The sequence below is a fragment of the Pseudarthrobacter sp. 902506025 genome (assembly GCF_040702325.1).
In the GTDB taxonomy this organism is placed as follows: Bacteria; Actinomycetota; Actinomycetes; order Actinomycetales; family Micrococcaceae; genus Arthrobacter.
Window position 1 is genome coordinate 16,957 of sequence record NZ_JBFBKW010000006.1, and the last position, 18,697, is coordinate 35,653.

At 68.2% G+C, this 18,697-nt stretch carries 16 protein-coding genes; 8 read left to right on the forward strand and 8 right to left on the reverse strand.

Annotated features, from left to right (window positions below; genetic code table 11):
- Positions 1 to 95 precede the first annotated feature (95 nt).
- From AB0280_RS12610 to AB0280_RS12620, 3 genes are all read left to right on the forward strand, one after another.
- Positions 96 to 1,061, forward strand: a complete 966-nt coding sequence (locus tag AB0280_RS12610) for a quinone oxidoreductase family protein (RefSeq protein WP_159632302.1) — start codon at positions 96 to 98, stop codon at positions 1,059 to 1,061.
- A 235-nt stretch (positions 1,062 to 1,296) separates the two neighbouring features.
- Entirely contained in the window at positions 1,297 to 5,199 is a 3,903-nt protein-coding gene (locus AB0280_RS12615; RefSeq protein ID WP_366367505.1) for a Pls/PosA family non-ribosomal peptide synthetase, read from the forward strand.
- Between the two features lie 11 nt (positions 5,200 to 5,210).
- Positions 5,211 to 6,572 carry a M1 family metallopeptidase gene (locus AB0280_RS12620; protein WP_275180297.1) on the forward strand — a complete coding sequence of 454 codons (1,362 nt, stop codon included), beginning with the start codon at positions 5,211 to 5,213 and terminating at the stop codon, positions 6,570 to 6,572.
- On the opposite strand, the gene AB0280_RS12625 is transcribed toward AB0280_RS12620, so the two are convergent.
- The 3 genes from AB0280_RS12625 to pheS are packed head-to-tail and all read right to left on the reverse strand — an operon-like array spanning position 6,536 to position 10,880.
- Positions 6,536 to 7,240, reverse strand: a complete 705-nt coding sequence (locus tag AB0280_RS12625; RefSeq protein ID WP_159632304.1) for a 4'-phosphopantetheinyl transferase family protein — start codon at positions 7,238 to 7,240, stop codon at positions 6,536 to 6,538. The two genes, AB0280_RS12620 and AB0280_RS12625, sit on opposite strands and share 37 nt — an antisense overlap.
- 32 nt (positions 7,241 to 7,272) lie before the next feature.
- Positions 7,273 to 9,816 carry a phenylalanine--tRNA ligase subunit beta gene (pheT, locus tag AB0280_RS12630; protein ID WP_275180299.1) on the reverse strand — a complete coding sequence of 848 codons (2,544 nt, stop codon included), beginning with the start codon at positions 9,814 to 9,816 and terminating at the stop codon, positions 7,273 to 7,275.
- A 2-nt stretch (positions 9,817 to 9,818) separates the two neighbouring features.
- Entirely contained in the window at positions 9,819 to 10,880 is a 1,062-nt protein-coding gene (pheS, locus tag AB0280_RS12635) for a phenylalanine--tRNA ligase subunit alpha (RefSeq protein ID WP_159632306.1), read from the reverse strand.
- A gap of 201 nt (positions 10,881 to 11,081) precedes the next feature.
- On the opposite strand from pheS, the gene AB0280_RS12640 reads away from it, so the two are divergent.
- The 3 genes from AB0280_RS12640 to AB0280_RS12650 all read left to right on the forward strand — a co-directional run bounded on the left by AB0280_RS12640 (position 11,082) and on the right by AB0280_RS12650 (position 13,428).
- Entirely contained in the window at positions 11,082 to 11,534 is a 453-nt protein-coding gene (locus AB0280_RS12640) for a hypothetical protein (RefSeq protein WP_307492890.1), read from the forward strand.
- A complete protein-coding gene (locus AB0280_RS12645) occupies positions 11,531 to 12,190 on the forward strand; it encodes an SIMPL domain-containing protein (RefSeq protein ID WP_268891542.1) in 660 nt (219 codons plus the stop codon). The genes AB0280_RS12640 and AB0280_RS12645 overlap by 4 nt, the downstream gene beginning before the upstream one ends.
- A gap of 107 nt (positions 12,191 to 12,297) precedes the next feature.
- A complete protein-coding gene (locus AB0280_RS12650) occupies positions 12,298 to 13,428 on the forward strand; it encodes an Rv2578c family radical SAM protein (RefSeq protein ID WP_307492892.1) in 1,131 nt (376 codons plus the stop codon).
- A gap of 10 nt (positions 13,429 to 13,438) precedes the next feature.
- On the opposite strand, the gene AB0280_RS12655 is transcribed toward AB0280_RS12650, so the two are convergent.
- Positions 13,439 to 13,900 (reverse strand): (deoxy)nucleoside triphosphate pyrophosphohydrolase, encoded by a 462-nt coding sequence (locus AB0280_RS12655; RefSeq protein WP_307492894.1) that lies wholly within the window; start codon positions 13,898 to 13,900, stop codon positions 13,439 to 13,441.
- A 162-nt stretch (positions 13,901 to 14,062) separates the two neighbouring features.
- Here AB0280_RS12655 and AB0280_RS12660 point away from each other — a divergent pair, with 162 nt between their 5' ends.
- Together AB0280_RS12660 and AB0280_RS12665 are read left to right on the forward strand one after the other, a co-directional pair.
- Positions 14,063 to 15,271 (forward strand): MFS transporter, encoded by a 1,209-nt coding sequence (locus tag AB0280_RS12660; protein ID WP_307492897.1) that lies wholly within the window; start codon positions 14,063 to 14,065, stop codon positions 15,269 to 15,271.
- Positions 15,272 to 15,438: 167 nt separating this feature from the next.
- Positions 15,439 to 15,714 carry a GlsB/YeaQ/YmgE family stress response membrane protein gene (locus AB0280_RS12665; RefSeq protein ID WP_159632311.1) on the forward strand — a complete coding sequence of 92 codons (276 nt, stop codon included), beginning with the start codon at positions 15,439 to 15,441 and terminating at the stop codon, positions 15,712 to 15,714.
- 141 nt (positions 15,715 to 15,855) lie between these two features.
- Here AB0280_RS12665 and AB0280_RS12670 read toward each other — a convergent pair whose 3' ends face one another.
- The 4 genes from AB0280_RS12670 to infC form a co-directional block, all read right to left on the reverse strand.
- Entirely contained in the window at positions 15,856 to 16,782 is a 927-nt protein-coding gene (locus AB0280_RS12670) for a TrmH family RNA methyltransferase (protein WP_275180301.1), read from the reverse strand.
- Positions 16,783 to 16,851: 69 nt separating this feature from the next.
- Positions 16,852 to 17,241 carry a 50S ribosomal protein L20 gene (gene rplT / locus AB0280_RS12675; RefSeq protein WP_307492900.1) on the reverse strand — a complete coding sequence of 130 codons (390 nt, stop codon included), beginning with the start codon at positions 17,239 to 17,241 and terminating at the stop codon, positions 16,852 to 16,854.
- 118 nt (positions 17,242 to 17,359) lie between these two features.
- A complete protein-coding gene (gene rpmI, locus AB0280_RS12680; protein ID WP_009358635.1) occupies positions 17,360 to 17,554 on the reverse strand; it encodes a 50S ribosomal protein L35 in 195 nt (64 codons plus the stop codon).
- Between the two features lie 118 nt (positions 17,555 to 17,672).
- A complete protein-coding gene (gene infC, locus AB0280_RS12685) occupies positions 17,673 to 18,695 on the reverse strand; it encodes a translation initiation factor IF-3 (protein ID WP_370871838.1) in 1,023 nt (340 codons plus the stop codon).
- Positions 18,696 to 18,697 lie beyond the last annotated feature (2 nt).

Consider the following 18,697-nt stretch of genomic DNA (forward strand, 5'->3'; position numbering starts at 1 on the left):
CGGGTAACGCGGCACTTGTCGTGCCGCCCGGGAGTGTCCCTAGGATGGTTTCGGCAGCCGGGGCCGGAGACGCCGGGACCCGCGAAAGGAGAGCCATGACGCACGCAATCGTCGCACGGCAGGCAGGCGGACCGGAAGTCCTTGAGTACACGGAGGCGGAGCCCCCCGTTCCGGGCCCTGGGCAGCTGCTGGTCAAGGTCGGGGCGGCCGGCGTCAACTTCATCGACACCTATAAGCGCAGCGGCACGTACAAAGTCCCCTACCCCTTCACCCCAGGTTCGGAGGCCGCGGGCACTGTCGAGGCAGTCGGCGAGGGCGTGACCGGCTTCGCCGTGGGCAGCCGGGTGGCTACCGCTGAAGGCATCAGCTGCTACGCGGACTACGCGCTGGTGGATGAGGATGCCGCACTGCCGGTACCGAAAGGCCTGGATGTTTTCACTGCCGCAGCGCTCCCCCTGCAGGGCGTCACGGCCCACTACCTGATGAATTCCACCTTCAAGGTGGAGCCCGGCCACAAGGTCCTGCTGCACGCGGGCGCCGGGGGCGTGGGGCTGCTGCTGATCCAGCTGCTCAAGGCAAGGGGCGCGGAAGTCATCACCACGGTCTCCACCGACGAAAAGGAGCAGCTTGCGCTCGACGCCGGCGCGCACCACGTGCTGCGCTACGACGGCTTCGCGGAGCGGGTCAGGGACATCACCAGCGGTACCGGCGTCGACGTCGTCTACGACGGCGTGGGGAAGGATACGTTCGACGGCTCCCTGGCAGCCTTGCGGATCCGGGGCATGCTGGTGCTGTTCGGGGCGGCTTCCGGGCCCGTCCCGCCGTTTGACCCGCAGCGCCTCAACGCCGCGGGATCCCTGTTCCTGACGCGCCCCACCATGGGCCACTACCTGCGGGACGCGGCGGAGCGGCGCTGGCGTTCGGACGAGGTGTTCGCCGCCGCGGCCGACGGCAGCCTGAAGGTCCGGATCGGTGCACGCTACCCGCTCAGCCAGGCCGGGCAGGCGCACCGCGACCTCGAAGGCCGCAAGACCACCGGGAAAGTCCTGCTGGTTCCCTAGGCACGGGCGACGTGAACAACGGGCAAACGCCCGAACGGCCTGAAACGGCCCGTCCGGGCGCGCACGACACCTTCCGTTCATCTTGTCCCGGCACAATGCGCAAGTGACTCAGCAGCAGGTCCCCTTTAGGGATTCCGGTTCCGGCGTGGAGCCAGCCAGCATCATCCGGGACGGTGCAGGAGCCGGCGGCCGGGACCAGGAGTCCGGGGACGCCGGCCACAGCGTTGCCGTTTTCCTGCCTCAGCTGGCCGGGGCTCCCGCGGCGCCGCCGGCCCGGACCCTCATTGATGTGCTGCAGGACACGGCCGCCCGGTTTCCTGACGCCTCGGCACTGGATGACGGCCGCACGTCGCTCAGTTACGCCCAATTGCTGGACGAGGTCCGTGCCACGGGACGCCGGCTCCACCTCGCCGGCCTGGGCGCCGGCGACAGGATTGGCGTGCGGATCCCCTCCGGGACCAACGAACTGTATGTCTCCATCCTTGCCATCCTCCTGGTGGGCGCAGCCTACGTTCCCGTGGATGCGGACGATCCCGCAGAACGGGCCCGGCTCGTGTTTGGCGAAGCCCGGGTGGCAGCCGTCCTGGGGGCCGGGGGCTCCGTCGGGCCGGGGCCGGCAGGTGCGGCACGCAGCGGTCCATTCAAGGGCGCGCGCCTGCCCGGACCCGGGGACGACGCCTGGATCATCTTCACGTCGGGGTCCACCGGAACACCCAAGGGGGTGGCCGTCCAGCACCGCTCGGCCGCAGCCTTCGTCGATGCGGAGGCCCGGCTTTTCCTCCAGGATGATCCGCTCGGCCCGCAGGACCGCGTCCTGGCCGGCCTTTCGGTTGCCTTCGACGCCTCCTGCGAGGAAATGTGGCTCGCCTGGCGCCACGGCGCCTGCCTGGTACCCGCACCGCGCGCCTTGGTCCGCACCGGCATGGACCTCGGCCCCTGGCTGATCAACCACGCAATCACCGCCGTTTCCACGGTGCCCACGCTCGCAGCCCTGTGGCCCGCCGAATCCCTCGAAAACGTCCGGCTCCTGATCTTCGGCGGCGAGGCCTGCCCGCCGGAACTCGCCGACCGCCTGGCCGTGGAGGGCCGGGAGGTCTGGAACACGTACGGCCCCACGGAAGCAACGGTGGTGGCGTGCGCGGCGCCGCTGGGCGGCCCTGGACCAATACGGATCGGACTGCCCCTGGACGGTTGGGACCTTGCCGTTGTCGATGCCGCGGGTGTCCCGGTGCCCGAGGGCGGAACGGGTGAACTGATTATCGGCGGGGTGGGGCTGGCACGGTACCTGGATCCGGCCAAGGACGCGGAAAAGTACGCGCCCATGCCCAGCCTGGGGTGGGAGCGGGCTTACCGCTCGGGGGACCTCGTGCGGTTCGAACAGGCGGGCCTGATCTTCCAGGGCCGCGCGGACGACCAGGTCAAGCTGGGCGGCCGCCGGATCGAACTCGGTGAGATCGACGCAGCCATGCAGGCCCTCCCCGGGGTGGCCGGCGCGGCAGCCGCCGTGCAGACCACCGCCGCAGGCAACCACATCCTGGTGGGCTACCTTGCCCCCGCACCGGGCCACGACATGGACCTGGGTGCCGCACGGGAACAGCTGGCGGCAAGCCTTCCGGCGGCGCTGGTGCCATTGTTGACGACAGTTGACTCGCTGCCCACCAAGACCAGCGGAAAAGTGGACCGGCACGCCCTGCCGTGGCCCCTGGCGGGTGCAGGCGCCGCAGAGGCGGATGCCGCTCCGCTGAACCTTCCGGATGATGCCGCGTGGGTGGTGGAACAGTGGAGCAGCGTGCTGGGCAGCCCCGTCACATCGCTGGACGCCGACTTCTTCGCCTACGGCGGCGGTTCGCTGTCCGCCGCCCAGCTGGTCTCCGCGCTGAGGGTCCGCTACCCCACCATCACGGTGGCCGATGTTTACGCGACGCCGAGGGTGGGGGCACTGGTGGAGCTGGCGCGGCAGGTCAACCAATCCGGGGACTCCGTTCCTGCGCGGGAGCGGACGGTCCGGCCTACTGCCAGGAAGTCGCAGGTCTTCCAGACACTGATGGGTGTGCCGCTGCACATCCTGGTGGGCATGCGGTGGCTGACCTACCTCATGGCAATCAACAACCTGTTGGCCGGACTCGCCGGATTTACTGCTGCACCGACCATTTCGTGGTGGTGGGTGGCAGCGTCCTGGCTGGTGTTCGTCAGCCCGGCCGGGCGCATGCTGCTGTCCATCGCAGCCGCGAGGTTCCTCCTCCGCGGCGTCAGGCCAGGCATCTATCCCCGGTCCGGGCGGGTCCACCTGCGGTTGTGGCTGGCGGAACAGATCCAGGACCTGGCAGGGGCCATCAGCCTCGCCAGTGCGCCCTGGGTGCCGTACTACGCCCGGGCGCTGGGGGCGAAGATCGGCAGGGACGTCCAGCTTCATTCGCTGCCGCCTGTCACGGGGCTGCTGACGCTCGGCAGCGGAGCCAACGTGGAACCGGAGGTGGACCTGTCAGGCTGGTGGATCGACGGCGACGACGTTCACATTGGGGCCATCCGCATTGGCCGCGGTGCCAGCGTGGGTGCACGCAGCACGCTGATGCCCGGCGCCTCGATTGGGGCCGGGGCGCAGGTGGAAGCCGGTTCCGCGGTTCTGGGGAAGGTGAAGGCAGGCCAATTGGCCGCAGGTTCACCGGCCCGCCGGCAGGGCAAGGCCAAACACAGCGTGCCACATGCCCCGCCCCAGGGCAGGTTTGCCACACGTGCGTGGTTTGCCGGATTTTCCCTGGCGTCTGCGTGCCTGTCCTTCATTCCGTACCTGTCTGCTGCCGCCGCGCTGTGGGTCGCGTTCACCTTCGTCCAGGGCAGTACGTCCCTGACCGGGGCCCTCCCCCGGCTGCTGGCGGCCCTTGCTCCGGCATCGCTGGTGTGGTTCGCCACGAACGCCGTCCTGGTGCTGGTTGCCACGCGGCTCCTCTCCATCGGGATCACGGAGGGCTACTACCGGATCCGCAGCCGGGTGGGGTGGCAGATCTGGGCCACCGAGCGGGTGCTGGACCTGGCCAGGGACCTGCTTTTCCCCATCTACGCGAGCCTGTTCACGCCGGTGTGGCTGCGCCTGCTGGGCGCGAAGGTCGGTAAGAACGTCGAGGCCTCCACCGTGCTGCTGATACCGAAGATGACCACCGTGGGCGAGGGCGCCTTCCTCGCCGATGACACCATGGTGGCCTCCTACGAGCTCGACGGCGGCTGGCTGCGGGTGGCACCGGCGAAGATCGGCAAAAGGTCCTTCCTGGGCAATTCGGGCATGACCGCCGCGGGACGCAGCGTTCCCAAGAACTCACTCGTGGCCGTCCTGTCCGCCACACCGGCCAAGGCAAAATCCGGCACCTCCTGGCTGGGAAGCCCGCCCGTCCGGTTGCGGCGGACCGCGATCGCCTCCGACGATTCGCGCACTTTCCAGCCCCCGGCGCGGCTGAAAGTCGCCCGCACCCTGTGGGAACTGGGCCGCTTTCTGCCGGTCATGCTCACGGTCGCCATCGCGGCCGGCACCATGCTGGCCTTCGACTGGATCGCAGCAAGCTGGGGCTACGCCGCCGCCGCCCTGCTCACCGGCGTCGTGATGCTGCTGGCGGGCCTCGTGGCGGCAGGGGCGTCCGTCGCCGCGAAATGGGTGCTGGTGGGGCGGATCCGGCCCGGCGAACATCCACTGTGGAGCTCCTTTATCTGGCGGAACGAAGTGGTGGACAGCTTCATCGAACTGGTCACGGCGCCGTGGTTCGCCCGGGCAGCATCGGGCACCCCCGCGCTGGTCTGGTGGCTGCGGGCGCTCGGGGCGAAAATTGGCAGCGGCACGTGGTGCGAGAGCTACTGGCTGCCTGAAGCCGACCTGGTGGCCCTTGGCAGGAATTCCACGGTCAACCGGGGCTGCGTGGTGCAGACGCACCTGTTCCACGACCGTGTGATGAGCATTGACGCTGTTACGCTCGAGGACGGGGCCACCATGGGCCCGCACGGGGTCATCCTTCCCCAGGCCAGCATCGGCGCCGGCGGAACGGTGGGGCCGGCATCCTTGGTGATGCGCGGCGAGGCAGTGCCCGCCGCGACGTACTGGATGGGTAACCCGGTCAGCCCATGGAGCGGGCCCGGATCGCCGTCTGCCACCTAACCGAAGGTCCCATGAGTTCTTCAGCATCAGCCGCCCGGGGCAGCATTCCCGCAGCCACCGGAACCTCCCCGGACCCGTACCTGCCCGGTGCCGGGACAAACGCCTTCCGCGTCGAGAGGTACGAACTGGACCTGGACTACCGGGTGGCCAGCAACCGGCTCAGCGGCAAAGCGGTGCTGCACGGCGTCACCTGCGCTCCGACGTCGGCCATTGTCCTGGACCTCGTTGGCCTGCGCGCCACCAAGGTCCTGCTCGACGGCCGCAAACCGCTCCGGTTCAGCCAGCGGGCCGGGCAGCTGGTCGTCACCTCGCAAGCCCCCTTCGAACCGGAACAGCCCTTCACCCTGGAGGTGCGCTATGAGGGCAACCCGCGGCCGCGGCGCGGCCCCTGGGGCGAGGTGGGCTGGGAGGAACTGACGGACGGTGTCCTGGTGGCCGGGCAACCCAACGGTGCCCCCTCCTGGTTCCCCTGCAACGACCACTCCGGGGACAAGGCCAGCTACCGGTTCACGGTCACCACTGAAGCGAACTACCGGGTGGTGTGCAACGGCGTACTGCAATCGCATACGGCCCGCGCCAGCCGGGAAACCTGGGTCTACGAACAGGCGGAGCCGATGGCCGCCTATCTTGCGACCGTCCAGATTGGCAGGTACGTGCCGTTGGATCTGGACGCCGGACGGCACGGGGCCCCGGTTCCGCAGTCCGTGGCGGTCTCCCACGCCTTGGCGGACCGTGCCAGGACAGGACTGGCCCGGCAACCGGCAATGATGCGCACCTTCAGCAACTGCTTTGGCCCTTATCCGTTTCCCGCGTACACGGTGGTGGTGACCGAGGACGAACTGGAAATCCCGCTTGAGGCGCAGTCGATGGCAATCCTGGGTCCCAACCACCTGGGCCTGGACTGGGAGTCCCAGCGCCTGATCGCCCATGAGCTGTCGCATCAGTGGTTTGGCAATTCCCTGACCGCTGCGGGGTGGCAGGACATCTGGCTGCACGAGGGCTTCGCCTGCTATGCCGAGTGGATCTGGTCCGAGGAAGCCGGTGTCATGCCCGTGGCGGAGCGGGCCGCGGCGGCCTGGCACCGGTTGCAGGCGGAGGACCAGGACATCCTGGTGGGTGATCCCGGTCCCGAGCGGATGTTCGATGACCGCGTGTACAAGCGGGGCGCCCTGGCCCTGCACGCCGTCCGGATGGCCGTGGGCGACCTCGCCTTTTTCGCCGTCCTGCAGGACTGGACAGCCGGTCACAGGCACGGCTCGGTCACGACGCAGGACTTCATCGTGGCGGTCAGCAGCGCCACAGCTGTCGATGCGGAGCCGCTGCTGCACCCCTGGCTTTACGAGGAGCCGCTGCCGCCGCTTCCGCTGGCCTGAACGGGTCCGGAAAGTGCGACGGCGGCGGCCAGGTGTGCGGGCAGCCCGGTTTCAGCAGGGCCCAGGTCCCGCAGGCCGGGACGCCCGCTGACGTCCACGGTGGACGGCGCAGTCCGGAGTCCGTCACCGGTCATTTTCAGCCAGGCTTCCTTGCGTGCCCAGAGCCTGGCCCTCGCCGCCGGCAGCAGCTCCACCCTGACGTTCCGGAGGTTCCGGCGCTCCGCAGGCGTCAGGGCAAGTCCGTCGAACCCGTCAAAGCCGGTACGGGACGGATCCTCGATGTCGGCGCCCAGCCGCGTTCCCGGCGAGGCGTCCACCACAGCCACCAACAATGTCCAGCCCGCTGCCCGGGACAAGCTCAGTGCCAGCGGCACAGGGGCGCCCCGATAGCTGTATCCCGGCCGGCCGTGGCCCACCCCGGGGCCGGTCCCGCACTGTGGGCAGCTGTAGGCCACGGTGAGGTCTGCGGCGGGAAGTGAGAGCAGCTCCGCGGCGAGCCTCCGCTGCGCCAGCCGGCCGGCCAGAAAAGCAATGCCGGCGGCTGGCGGCAAAGCCTTGGCCCGCGCCAGCTCGACGCTGTCCAGGAGGCCTTCGGCCTCCTCCTGCATCCCGCTGTCTTTCCCGGACAGCAGGAAGGGCGGGATGGCGCGCACTTCGCATTGCGCCATGACCCGCCCTTCCCGAAATGCCTGGAGGAAACCTACCGCTGGACAGCTCCGAAGCGTTCGGCAGCCAGCGCCACTGCGCCTTCACGCGCCGCCGAGGCCTCGTCAGCGGTCAGGGTGCGGTCGGCGGCCCGGAAGCGGAGCCCGAAGGCCAGCGACTTCTTGCCGTCCTCGATGCCCTTGCCTGCGTAAACGTCGAACAGCGCCACGTCTTCCAGCAGCTCTCCGGCGCCTTCGCGCAGGGCGGCAAGGACGTCGTCTGCCGGCACGTCGGCCGGGACCACGAGCGCCACGTCCTGGGTGGCCACCGGGAACGTGGAAATGTGGCGGGCCACAATCACGTCCGGCGCGGCCTCGAACAGGGCATCGGCATCAAGTTCCAGTGCCACCGAACGGGCGGGCATGTCCGAGGCGGCCAGCAGCTTGGGGTGCAGTTCGCCGGCGTAGCCAACGGTCTCCCCCGTGCGCAGCGCCAGCCGGGCGGTGCGGCCGGGGTGGAACGCCTGGTGGCTGCCCTGGCTGACCACCAGGTCCACGCCCAGCACGTCGCCGGCAAGCCGGGCCACGTCCAGGGCGTCGGCCCAGTCCCACACCCGGGGCGTGTGGGACGCGGCGGCCGGGGAATCGTGGCCGGTGAGGACTGCCGCGATGTGGAACGGCTGGTTCGGGACGCCGTCGTACAAAGCGTCAAGAACCTCATCGGCAGGCTTGGCACCCAGCGGCGGGATGGAGGCCGTGCCCACCGTCCCCTCGGGCAGGAACACCAGGCCGGATTCGAACAGGGCCAGGTCCCGGAAGCCACGGGAGTGGTTGCGCTTGGCCACCTCGATCAGTCCGGGCAGGATGGACGTGCGCAGGTAGCCGTGCTCCTCGCTGATCGGGTTGGCCAGCTTGAGGGCGGTCCGCGCCCCTCCTTCGTCAGCCACGCCGAAGGTGTCGTTGGCCGCCTTGGAGACGAACGGGTAGGACAGGACCTCGGTGAGTCCGGCGTCGGCCAGTGCCTGGATGAGGCGGCGGCGCTGCTGCTGGACACGGGTGAGGCCGCGGCCCGGAGGGGCGACCGGCAGCGTGGCGGGGATCTTGTCGTAGCCCACCAGCCGGGCGATTTCCTCGGTCAGGTCTTCCTTGGTCTCCAGATCGCTCCGCCAGCTCGGCGGCGTCACCGTCCACCCGGCGTCGTGCTTTGCAACCACGGCGCCCAGGTCCTCAAGCGAGGTGACGATCTGGTCTTCGGTGAAGTCGATGCCAATACGTGCGGCAGCGAAGCCTGCGGGCAAATCGATGGTGATGGTTTCCGGGGCGGTCCCGACGTCGGTGCCGGCTTCGTCGGCAGTGCCGCCGGCCAGTTCCACCAGGAGGTCCACCACGCGCTGGCCGGCGATGCCCGCCACCTGCCAGTCCACGCCGCGTTCGAAGCGCTTGGACGCCTCGGACGGCAGCTTGTGCCTGCGCCGGGACCTGCCGATGGACACGTCGTCAAAGTGCGCCGCCTCAACCAGGATGTTCGACGTCGAATCGCTCACCTCGGTGGCCGCACCGCCCATGACGCCTGCGATGCCGATGGCGCCGGAGTCGTCGGTGATGAGCAGGTCCTCGGCGTCAAGGGTGCGTTCCTTGCCGTCCAGGGTGGTGATCTTCTCCCCTGCGGCGGCGCGGCGCACCACGATGTCGCCGGAGAGCTTGTCCAGGTCATAGCAGTGCGTGGGCTGGCCCAGTTCGAGCATGACGTAGTTGGAGATGTCCACCGGCAGCGAGATGGAGCGGATGCCGGCGAGCCGGAGCCGGGAGACCATCCATGGCGGGGTGGGACGGGTGGCGTCCACGCCCCTGACGGTGCGGGCCACGAACCGGTCGCAGCCGGCCTTGCCGTAGATCGGGGCGTCGTCGTTGAGCTTGACGCCGTAACCGCCGGAAAGTTCGGCCGGCGCCTGGACCCTGGAGGCGGGATCCGTGAAGGCGGTGCCGGTGGCGTGCGCGTATTCGCGGGCCACGCCGCGGATGGAGAAGGCGTAGCCGCGGTCCGGGGTGACGTTGATTTCGGCTGCCTGGTCGTACAGGCCCAGGAGCTCCATGGCGTCGGTACCCACCTCAGGGTCCAGCCCGATGCGGGACAGCACCAGGATGCCGTCATGGTCCTCGCCGATGCCCAGTTCGCGGACCGAGGCGATCATGCCGGCGGAAAGGTGGCCGTACGTCTTGCGGGCGGAGATGCGGAAGTCGCCGGGCAGCACGGCGCCCGGAAGCGTGACCACCACTTTGTCGCCCTCAACGAAGTTGTGCGCGCCGCAGATGATGCCTTGGACGCCGGACGGGTCGATGCCGTCCCCGGTGAGGGTCTGTTCCTTGCCTTCGGGGACTACGCGGACCTGGCACCAGTTGATGGTCTTGCCGTTGGTCTGCGGTTCCTTGACCAGGCTCAGGACCTGGCCCACCACCACGGGGCCCTGGAGGGTGTCCGTGGGACGGTGGACGGCTTCTTCTTCAAAGCCGACCTTGACCAGTTCTTCCATGACGTCTTCGGCCGTTGCTCCGGCCGGTACTGCTGCGAATTCCCGCAGCCAGGAAAGTGGGATACGCACTGTTAGATCTCCATCCCGAAGTGCTCGCTGAACCGTACATCGCCTTCGATCATGTCGTGCATGTCGGCAACCTCGTTGCGGAACATGAGGGCACGCTCGATGCCCATGCCGAAGGCAAAACCTGAATAGACGTCCGGGTCGATGCCCGCAGCGCGCAGGACGTTGGGGTTGACCATGCCGCAGCCGCCCCACTCGATCCAGCGCGGGCCGCCCTTGGCGCCGGGGTGGAAGATGTCCAGCTCGGCGGAGGGCTCGGTGAACGGGAAGTAGTTGGGGCGCAGGCGGACCTTCGCCTCCTCGCCGAACATTTGCCGGGTGAAGTGCTCCAGGGTGCCCAGCAGGTCCGCCATGGACAGGCCCTTGTCGATGGCAAGGCCCTCAAACTGGTGGAACACCGGGGTGTGGGTGGCGTCCAGCTCATCGGTGCGGAACACCTTGCCCGGGCACAGCACGTAGATGGGCACCTCACGCTCGAGCATGGAGCGGACCTGCACCGGGGAGGTGTGGGTGCGCATTAGCAGGTGGGCTTCGGGCGGCTCCACGAAGAAGGTGTCCTGCATTTCGCGGGCCGGGTGGTCCGGCTTGAAGTTCAGGGCGTCGAAGTTGAACCACTCGGATTCCACCTCGGGGCCCTCCGCGATCTCCCAGCCCATTCCCACGAAGATGTCCGCCACGCGGTCCTGCAGGGTGGACAGCGGGTGGCGCGCACCGGCGCGGCGGCGGCGGGGGGCAGCGGTGACGTCCACGGTCTCCTCAACCAGGATCCGGGCATCATTCTCGGCTTCGAGTACCTCGGTCCGGTCGGCGAGCGCCTTGTTGACCCGGCCGCGGGAAGCACCCATCAGCTTTCCGGCGAGCGCCTTCTGGTCCTTGGGGAGGCGGCCGATTTCCCGGTTGGCCAGGCTGAGCGGCGATTTTTCGCCGCTGTGGGCGAGGCGCACCGCCTTCAGCTCGTCAAGGGTGGCCGCACCGGCGATGGCGGTGATGGCCTGGTCTACAGCGGCGTTGATGGCGGCCTCATCCGTGGGGTTCGGGATGGCGGCGCCCGGCAAAGTTTCAGTCATCTACTGTTCTTAGCTACGAGTCGTGGCTGCCTGCGGCCGGGGCAGCCCTGCGCGGTTTCCCGCCCGGTGCCTCCGTCGCTGGCAGGTCATGGATGAATGCGCTGAACGTCAGTGTCATTCAATGACCAGGTCAGGGCTCGCCGGCAGGACCGGCGGCCACTGCCCTCCAGTCTAGTAGAACCGTCCGGTTACCATGGCCTCATGACGTTGCGGCAGCACGCAGGTTCGGTGAATGGCCCGACGACGGCCCAGCGGCTCAGGCGGGCAGCAAACCTCCTCAACGGGAGCACCCTGGCCGGGCTCGCCGTCGCCCTGGCCGCCCGGACCCGGATCAGCCGGGGGCCGCGCGGCCTGATCATTGCGGCCGGCTACCGCTGGCGGCTGCCTTTCGCCGGCGCCTACACCCTGGGCAACGTGGTGCTGTGCCGCAGCACGGCTGCGGACCTGCTGTCCCGGCCTGCGCTCCTGGGACACGAGGAACGGCATTGCAGCCAGTACGCGTGGTGCCTGGGGCTGCCCTTCATCCCCTTGTACCTGGCAGCCGCCGGCTGGTCCGTGCTGCGCACCGGCAATCCGGGGACGGCGAACATCTTCGAGCGGCGGGCAGGCCTGGCCGCCGGCGGCTACCCACTCCGGGCGGCGAGGCAGCCGTGACGGGCCAGGACCCGCAGGACCGCCGGGATCCTGGGGCCATCACCGTCACGGGGACTGGATGGGCGGAGGCCGCACCGGACCTGATGCTTGTTTCCATAGGCATGGAGTGCCGCGCCGAATCGGTGGCGGAAGCCTACGCGGCAGCAGGCAGGGACCTGGCGGCAGTTGGAGCGGCCCTCCGCAGCCGGGGCGTTTCCCCGGACGATATCCGCTCGGCCGGCCTGGCCGTCCGAGCGGACCTCGCCTGGCGGGACGGTGAGGGCCAGCGGCTTGTGGGCTACATTGCCTCCAGCAGCCTCGCGGTCAGGCTGCGGGACCTCGGCAGCGCGGCGGCCACAGTTTCAGCAGCCGTCCACACCGCCGGGGACAATGTCCGCCTGAACAGCCTGCAGCTGGTCCTTTCGGACGACTCAGTGGTCCGGGCGCAGGCGCGTGACGCGGCCTGGCAGGACGCGCTGGGTTCCGCTGCGCAGTATGCCGCACTGGCCTCGGCCGGCCTGGGCCGGGTCCTGTCCGTCACCGACCAGCGCCCGGCGCCGGGACCGGTACCGTTTGCCGGGCTGCAGCGGGCATCCGCCACGGAAGGTCCACAGGTTGAGCCGGGCCTGAACCGGGTGGAGGCAGCCGTCACCGTCACATGGGAACTGCGGCCCTAGCCCCGATGGCGCCTGGAGCCGTATGGGCCGCGTCGAGGCATAGTTTCCAGTGGCTTCGACTGCGTGGCGCCTTGACTTAAATTCGAACATGTTTTCGAATGGGTCCCATGAGATGGGAAGCGCAAGCACTGGTGCCCACGCCGGAAACCGCAGGAGGACCCGGTCCCGCGCTGCTTCCGCTGGCCGGGCTGGTCCGCTCGGTCACCACCCCCGAGTTCGCCGGGATCACGTTCCACGAGGTCACCGCAAAATCGGTGCTCAACAGGGTCCCGGCGGGATCGAAGATGCCTTTCGAGTGGACAGTGAATCCCTACCGCGGCTGCAGCCACGCCTGCGTTTACTGCTTTGCCCGCAAGAGCCACACCTACCTTGACTTCGACGCCGGCATGGATTTCGACAGCCAGGTGGTGGTGAAGGTCAACGCCGCGGAAGTCCTCCGGAAGGAACTGAACAAGGCCTCATGGACGCGCCAGCAGGTGGCGCTGGGCACCAACACCGACCCCTACCAGCGGGCCGAGGGCAGGTACCGGCTCATGCCTGGCATCATCAATGCCCTGGCGGAGTCCGGCACTCCCCTGTCCATCCTCACCAAAGGGACGCTGCTGGCACGGGACATCCCGCTGCTCAAGAGTGCTGCCGCGCAGGTGCCGGTAGGGCTTGGCATCTCCCTGGCCATGACCGACGAAGCCCTCTCCGAGGCGATCGAGCCCGGCACCCCGGGGCCCAGGGCCCGGCTCAAACTGGTGTCCCGGCTGCGCGAAGCCGGGCTGCCCTGCGGCGTCATGGCGATGCCCATCCTGCCGTGGCTCTCGGACAGCGATGAAGCCCTGGATGCGCTGTTCGGTTCCCTGGCGGCCGCCGGCGCAACCGGAGTCAGCGCGGGCGCGCTGTACCTGAAGCCGGGCACCAGGGAATGGTTCATGAAGTGGATCGCCGCCAACCATCCCGAACTGGCCGGCCGCTACCGGCGGCTCTACGGGACCGGCTCCTACGCGTCCAAGGAATACCGGACGTGGCTTGCCGGCAAGGTCCGCTATTTCAAGGCACGCCACGGCTTTTCGCATTCCTCCGGCTTCAGCCACCAGGACCTCAACAACAGGGACCTCGGCAACCGGGACGTGGATGATCCACGCGCCGAGGAAGCGGAGTATCCGGCGGGGAGCATTCCGGCTGCAGCGCCCGGAGGTCACACGGCTGCTTCAGCGTCGCCGTCCGCGGTGCAGGATTCCCTGTTCTGAGCAGCCTGGATTATCGGGCGTGGGCCCGGCCCTGCCCCGGTGCCAGTGCGCCCGCTGACTCCAGCAGGGCACGCACAATCGGGTAATCGGCCGGAATCCACGGCAGCCCCAGGACTGCTTCGCTGTCCTGCAGCCGGATCCAGCGCAGTTCGTCATGGTCTTCCAAAGGTGCGGGTTTGCCACGGGTCACCTCGGCGAACCACACCCTCATGCTGGCCCGGTCGTTCAGGGGCCATCCGGCCGGTGTTTCCGCCGGCAGCTCTGCCCCCAGCCGCACGCCGATTCCCAGCTCCTCGGCCAGTTCCCGTACCAGCGCCGCTTCGGGCGCCTCGCCGTGTTCCACCTTGCCTCCGGGAAACTCCCACAGCCCGGCGAGGTGCTCCGGAGCGCTCCGCCTCGCCACCAGGAGTGCCGTTGGATTGGCAAGGTTGTCCACCACGGCTCCGCCCACTATCTGAATCAGTCCAGTCACCGGCCCATTCTATGGGCCACAATGGGAACAGCCCGGATCAGCATTTCCCGTCCCAGGGAATAGGGCCTGCCCGCCCAGGGTTGGCCTCACTGTCCGGATTCCTGCCCCATTGCCGTGGCGTCCCGTCCCAGTTCCAGTTCCATTTTTTTGAAAAGCAGGCATATGAGCAGCGTCCTTTCTCCGTCCACGGCAGCCCGCACCAAGACCCCCAACGTCGGCATGGCCATCTTTGCCCTGGCCATGGGCGGGGTGGGCATCGGCGTCACCGAGTTCACCATGATGGGCCTGCTGAAGGAAGTGGAACAGGGCCTGGGGATCAGTACTCCAGAGGCCGGGCACCTGATCTCCGCCTACGCACTGGGAGTCGTGGTCGGCGCTCCGCTCCTTGCCGCCGTCGGCGCCAGGCTGCCCCGCAAGAAACTGGCACTGGGCCTCCTGCTGTTCTTCACCGTGGCCAACCTGACCTCGTTCATAGCCCCTGACTACGGGACGATGCTCGTTTCCCGCTTTGCCGCCGGGCTGCCCCACGGGGCGTTCTTCGGAGTTGCAGCCGTCATCGCTGCATCCCTGGTTCCCCCCACCCGGCGGGGCTGGGCCATCTCCATGGTCATGGCCGGGCTCAGTGTCTCCAACGTGGTGGGCGTCCCGTTCGCCACCTGGCTGGGCCAAACATTCGGATGGCGCCTGCTGTTTGTTCTGGTCGGCGCCATCGGCCTGGTGGCCCTGGCCATGGTGTGGAAGTTCGTCCCGTTCCAGCAGGCTCACCCCGACGCCAGCATCCGTCGCGAACTTGGCGCCCTCAAGCGGCTACAGGTCTGGCTGGCCCTCCTGGTGGGCGTCGTGGGCTTCGGCGGCTTCTTCGCCACCTACACCTATATCGCGCACACCATGACGGCCGTGGCCGGCATCCCGTCGGGGTTGCTCCCCCTGGTGGTGGCGCTCTACGGGCTGGGCATGGTGGCCGGAAACATCGTCGGGGGCAGGCTGGCCGACAAATCGGTGATGGGCACCCTCTACCGGGTCCTCCCAGCCATTGCCGTGGCCCTGGTGGTTTACGCGGTGGCAGCCCACTGGCAGTGGAGCGCCATGGTGATGGTGTTCGTGGTGGGAGCTTCCGGTTCCATGCTGATCCCCGCCCTGCAGACCCGGCTCCTGGATGCCTCCCCGGATGCACCGTCGCTGGCATCTTCCCTCAACCATGCCGCCCTCAACGTCGCCAATGCCCTCGGCGCGTTCCTTGGTGGAGTGGTCATCGCCCTCGGGTGGGGCTTTGTTGCCCCGGCACTCGTCGGCGCCGTCCTGGCCGTCCTCGGTTTCGGCGTCGCCCTCCTCAGCGGCCTGCTGGAACGCAAGAGGCCGCTGGCGGGCTAAGCTGCCGCCCACTGCGCGCCCCGCGGCCACGGCCCCTGAAACTCCCCGCCGATTCAAGCTCCTAACGATGCGGCAACGCCCTTTTTGGGGCTACTGACTTTGCGGGGTGCTTATGTTAGCTTGAGGCTCATCGGGACTATTAATCCCGGTCACAATGAGGAGGAGACATGGGTTTTCTTGCTTGGATTATTCTGGGCCTGATTGTCGGGGCCATCGTTAAGGCCGTTATGCCCGGACGGGTCGGCGGCGGCTGGGTTACCAGCCTCATCCTGGGTGTCGTTGGAGCCATCGTTGGCGGCTGGATTGGCAGCCTCCTGTTCAACAAGGGCGATCTTGCCTTCTTCGACCTCGGCACCTGGATTCTCGCTATCGTCGGCGGCCTGGTTGTCGCCGGCATCTACGGAGCCGTCACCGGACGCGGAAAAGCCAGCCGCGCTCCCTGATAACTCTGTCCAGCAACAACCATCGGGCCCCGGATTTCCGGGGCCTTTCTTTGTGCCCGGCAACAATGCTGCTCCGCGGATGTGCATGCGAGCACCGGGAGTGCGGCCGGGCGCGGGGCGCCGGCCGCCGTCGTGCGCCCCTTACCCGGCGCTGACCTGCCCGGCAGCAGTATCGGGGCGGCGCTGGGATCGGGCGCTGGCGTAGAGGCACACGGTGGCTGCGGTTCCAAGGTTGAGGCTTTCGGCCGCGCCGTACACAGGGACCGCCACCCGGTGGTCGGCCAGTTCAAGCTCCTCATCCGAGAGTCCCTGGGCCTCATTCCCAAAGAACCAGGCGGTCGGTGCAGCGAGGTCAAAGGCGGATTCAGGGCCGTCCCCGGTGAGCCTGCGCCGCGCGTTCTCGTCCTGCAGGACATCCAGGTCCAGCTGCCCGTAACCGTCGGCAGCGAGGACGCCGATGCCCCGGGCCTTGCAGGCGGCAGCCAGTTCCGCGGGATCTGCGGCCAGGACGACCGGAAGATGGAACAGCGACCCTGCGGTGGAGCGGACCGCCTTGGGGTTGTAGATATCCACGCTGGACGCTGTGAAAATGACGGCGTCGGCGCCGGCCGAATCGGCCGCACGCAGCACGGTGCCCGCATTTCCCGGGTCCCGGACCTGGCACAGCACGGCAATCAGGCGCGGGCCGGCGTCGAGCACGTCCGCCAGCTCAACGTCCACGAACCTGCACACGGCCACGATTCCCTGCGGGTTGACGGTGTCCGCCATGGCCGCCAGGACCTCATCGGTGGCCAGCCGGGCGTTGGTGCCTTCGGCGAGCTCTTCGAATTCGGGGAAGCGGTCCAGGCAGCTTTCGCTGGCGAATACCTCGGTAACCACTCCGGGCGCTCCCGCCGCGAGGCGCTGCTGGTGGAGCTTGAGGGCTTCCCGGACCGCCTGCGGCCCCTCGGCAAGGAACTGGCCACGCTTTAAACGGGCCGGGCGCCCTGCAAGCTTTGCCACGTCCCTGACCCGATCGGCTCGGGGGTTGGACAGTGGAAGATCTTGCGGGCGCCCGGTTTCGTTCATACAAGAACTGTAGTAGCTGACGCTTCCAGTTCCTGAACTGGCCCCTCAGGCGAGGGGCGGCAGCGGCTGCTAGGCTGCGGCAACCGTCTTGGCGGAGGTGTCTGCCGGCAGGGAGTCCTTGGCCACCTGGACCAGTGCGGCGAAGGCGTTGGCGTCAGAAACGGCAAGCTCGGCCAGCATGCGGCGGTCAACCTCGACCTCAGCGGCCTTCAGGCCCTGGATGAGGCGGTTGTAGGTGAGGCCGTTGGCGCGGGACGCAGCGTTGATGCGCTGGATCCACAGGCGGCGGAAGTCGCCCTTCTTCTTCTTGCGGTCACCGTAGCTGTACACAAACGAGTGCAGCAGCTGTTCCTTGGCCTTGCGGTACAGGCGCGAACGCTGTCCGCGGTAACCCTTCGCCCGTTCAAGAACAACCCGGCGCTTCTTGTGGGCGTTGACCGCCCTCTTCACACGTGCCACGTGCGTACTCCTTCGAAAATCTGATCCCAAGCATCTGTTGCCGGTGTTCCGGCGGCCTGAGAAGGCTGTTTGGCAGGTGACGGACCACCGGTGGGCGGTCCATCAATAAACTTGGAAACTAGATGCCGAGCATCTTCCGGATGACCTTGGCGTCGCCCTTGAAGACGATCTTGTCGCCGGCAAGGCGGCGGGTCAGGCGGCTGGACTTGTGCTCCAGGTAGTGGCGGCGGTTGGCCTGCTGGCGGCGCAGCTTGCCGCTGCCGGTCAGCTTGAAGCGCTTCTTAGCACCACTGTGGGTCTTCATCTTCGGCATGGGAACCGATCTCCTTACGTTTCTGCGGACCCGGGGGCCGGCAGTTCTATCGCGCAGCCACCCCTGCGGGCAGCATGCTGGTTGCTGACTGCCGGGGACACGCCCCGGCAGCTGTGAACTAGTTGGTCTTCTTACCGGCCGGCTTCGGCACTGCCTTGGGGGCAGGGCGGGCAGCAGGCTTCGGTGCAGCAGGCCTGGCCACCGGCTTCGGCGGCGCAGGCACACCAGCCGGCTTCGGCGCCGACGGTGCGGCAGCTTCCGGCTTGGCGGCAGCTGCAGGCTTGGGCGCCGGAGCGGCGGCCTTCGGTGCAGCAGCCTTGGGAGCGGCGGCCTTCGGGGCTTCCTGCTTCGGAGCTTCCTGCTTCGGAGCAGGAGCCCTGGGAGCTTCGGCCTTCGGGGCTTCCTGCTTTGGAGCTTCCTGCTTCGGAGCGGGGGCCTTGGGGGCTTCCTGCTCAGGAGCGGCAGCAGGGGCTTCAGCCGGGGCGCTGTCCGCGGCCGGTGCCTCCGGTTCAGTGGAGACGGTGAAGCCTTCCGGCAGGAGGTCCGCCAGTGACTGGGTCATGGGGGCCTGGTCCTCGCCGGAGGTGTCAACCCGTCCCGCAGCCTTGGCTTCGTTCTGTGCCTTGGCCTCGGCGCGCTGGGTTGCCCGGCGTGCTTCCGCCTTGGCCTCAGCTTTGTTCTTCAGCGGACCAACCACCATGACCATGTTGCGGCCGTCGATACGGGGGCTGGACTCCACCACGCCGACTTCGGCGACGTCGTCCGCGAAGCGCTGGAGCAGGCGGATGCCCATCTCCGGACGCTGCTGCTCACGGCCACGGAACTGGATCATGGCCTTGACCTTGTCCCCGGCGCCGAGGAAGCGCAGGGCGTGGCCGCGCTTGGTCTCGTAGTCGTGGGTGTCGATCTTCAGGCGGAAGCGGATTTCCTTCAGAACCGTGTTCGTCTGGTTCTTCCGGGCCTCACGTGCCTTGACTGCGGCCTCGTACTTGTACTTGCCGAAGTCCATCAGCTTGCACACCGGAGGCTTCGCCTGAGGTGCAACTTCAACGAGATCAAGGTCGGACTCGGCAGCCAGGCGCAGGGCATCCTCAATACGGACGATTCCTACCTGTTCACCTGCAGGGCCGACCAGCCGCACCT

What these genes read in the sequence shown, in the direction of transcription:
- AB0280_RS12610 (WP_159632302.1), top strand. Translation starts at nt 96, where the DNA reads ATGACGCACGCAATCGTCGCACGGCAGGCAGGCGGACCGGAAGTCCTT.
- AB0280_RS12620 (WP_275180297.1), top strand. Translation starts at nt 5,211, where the DNA reads ATGAGTTCTTCAGCATCAGCCGCCCGGGGCAGCATTCCCGCAGCCACC.
- AB0280_RS12625 (WP_159632304.1), bottom strand. Translation starts at nt 7,240, where the DNA reads ATGGCGCAATGCGAAGTGCGCGCCATCCCGCCCTTCCTGCTGTCCGGG.
- pheS (WP_159632306.1), bottom strand. Translation starts at nt 10,880, where the DNA reads ATGACTGAAACTTTGCCGGGCGCCGCCATCCCGAACCCCACGGATGAG.
- AB0280_RS12640 (WP_307492890.1), top strand. Translation starts at nt 11,082, where the DNA reads ATGACGTTGCGGCAGCACGCAGGTTCGGTGAATGGCCCGACGACGGCC.
- AB0280_RS12650 (WP_307492892.1), top strand. Translation starts at nt 12,298, where the DNA reads ATGAGATGGGAAGCGCAAGCACTGGTGCCCACGCCGGAAACCGCAGGA.
- AB0280_RS12660 (WP_307492897.1), top strand. Translation starts at nt 14,063, where the DNA reads ATGAGCAGCGTCCTTTCTCCGTCCACGGCAGCCCGCACCAAGACCCCC.
- AB0280_RS12665 (WP_159632311.1), top strand. Translation starts at nt 15,439, where the DNA reads ATGGGTTTTCTTGCTTGGATTATTCTGGGCCTGATTGTCGGGGCCATC.
- AB0280_RS12670 (WP_275180301.1), bottom strand. Translation starts at nt 16,782, where the DNA reads ATGAACGAAACCGGGCGCCCGCAAGATCTTCCACTGTCCAACCCCCGA.
- rpmI (WP_009358635.1), bottom strand. Translation starts at nt 17,554, where the DNA reads ATGCCGAAGATGAAGACCCACAGTGGTGCTAAGAAGCGCTTCAAGCTG.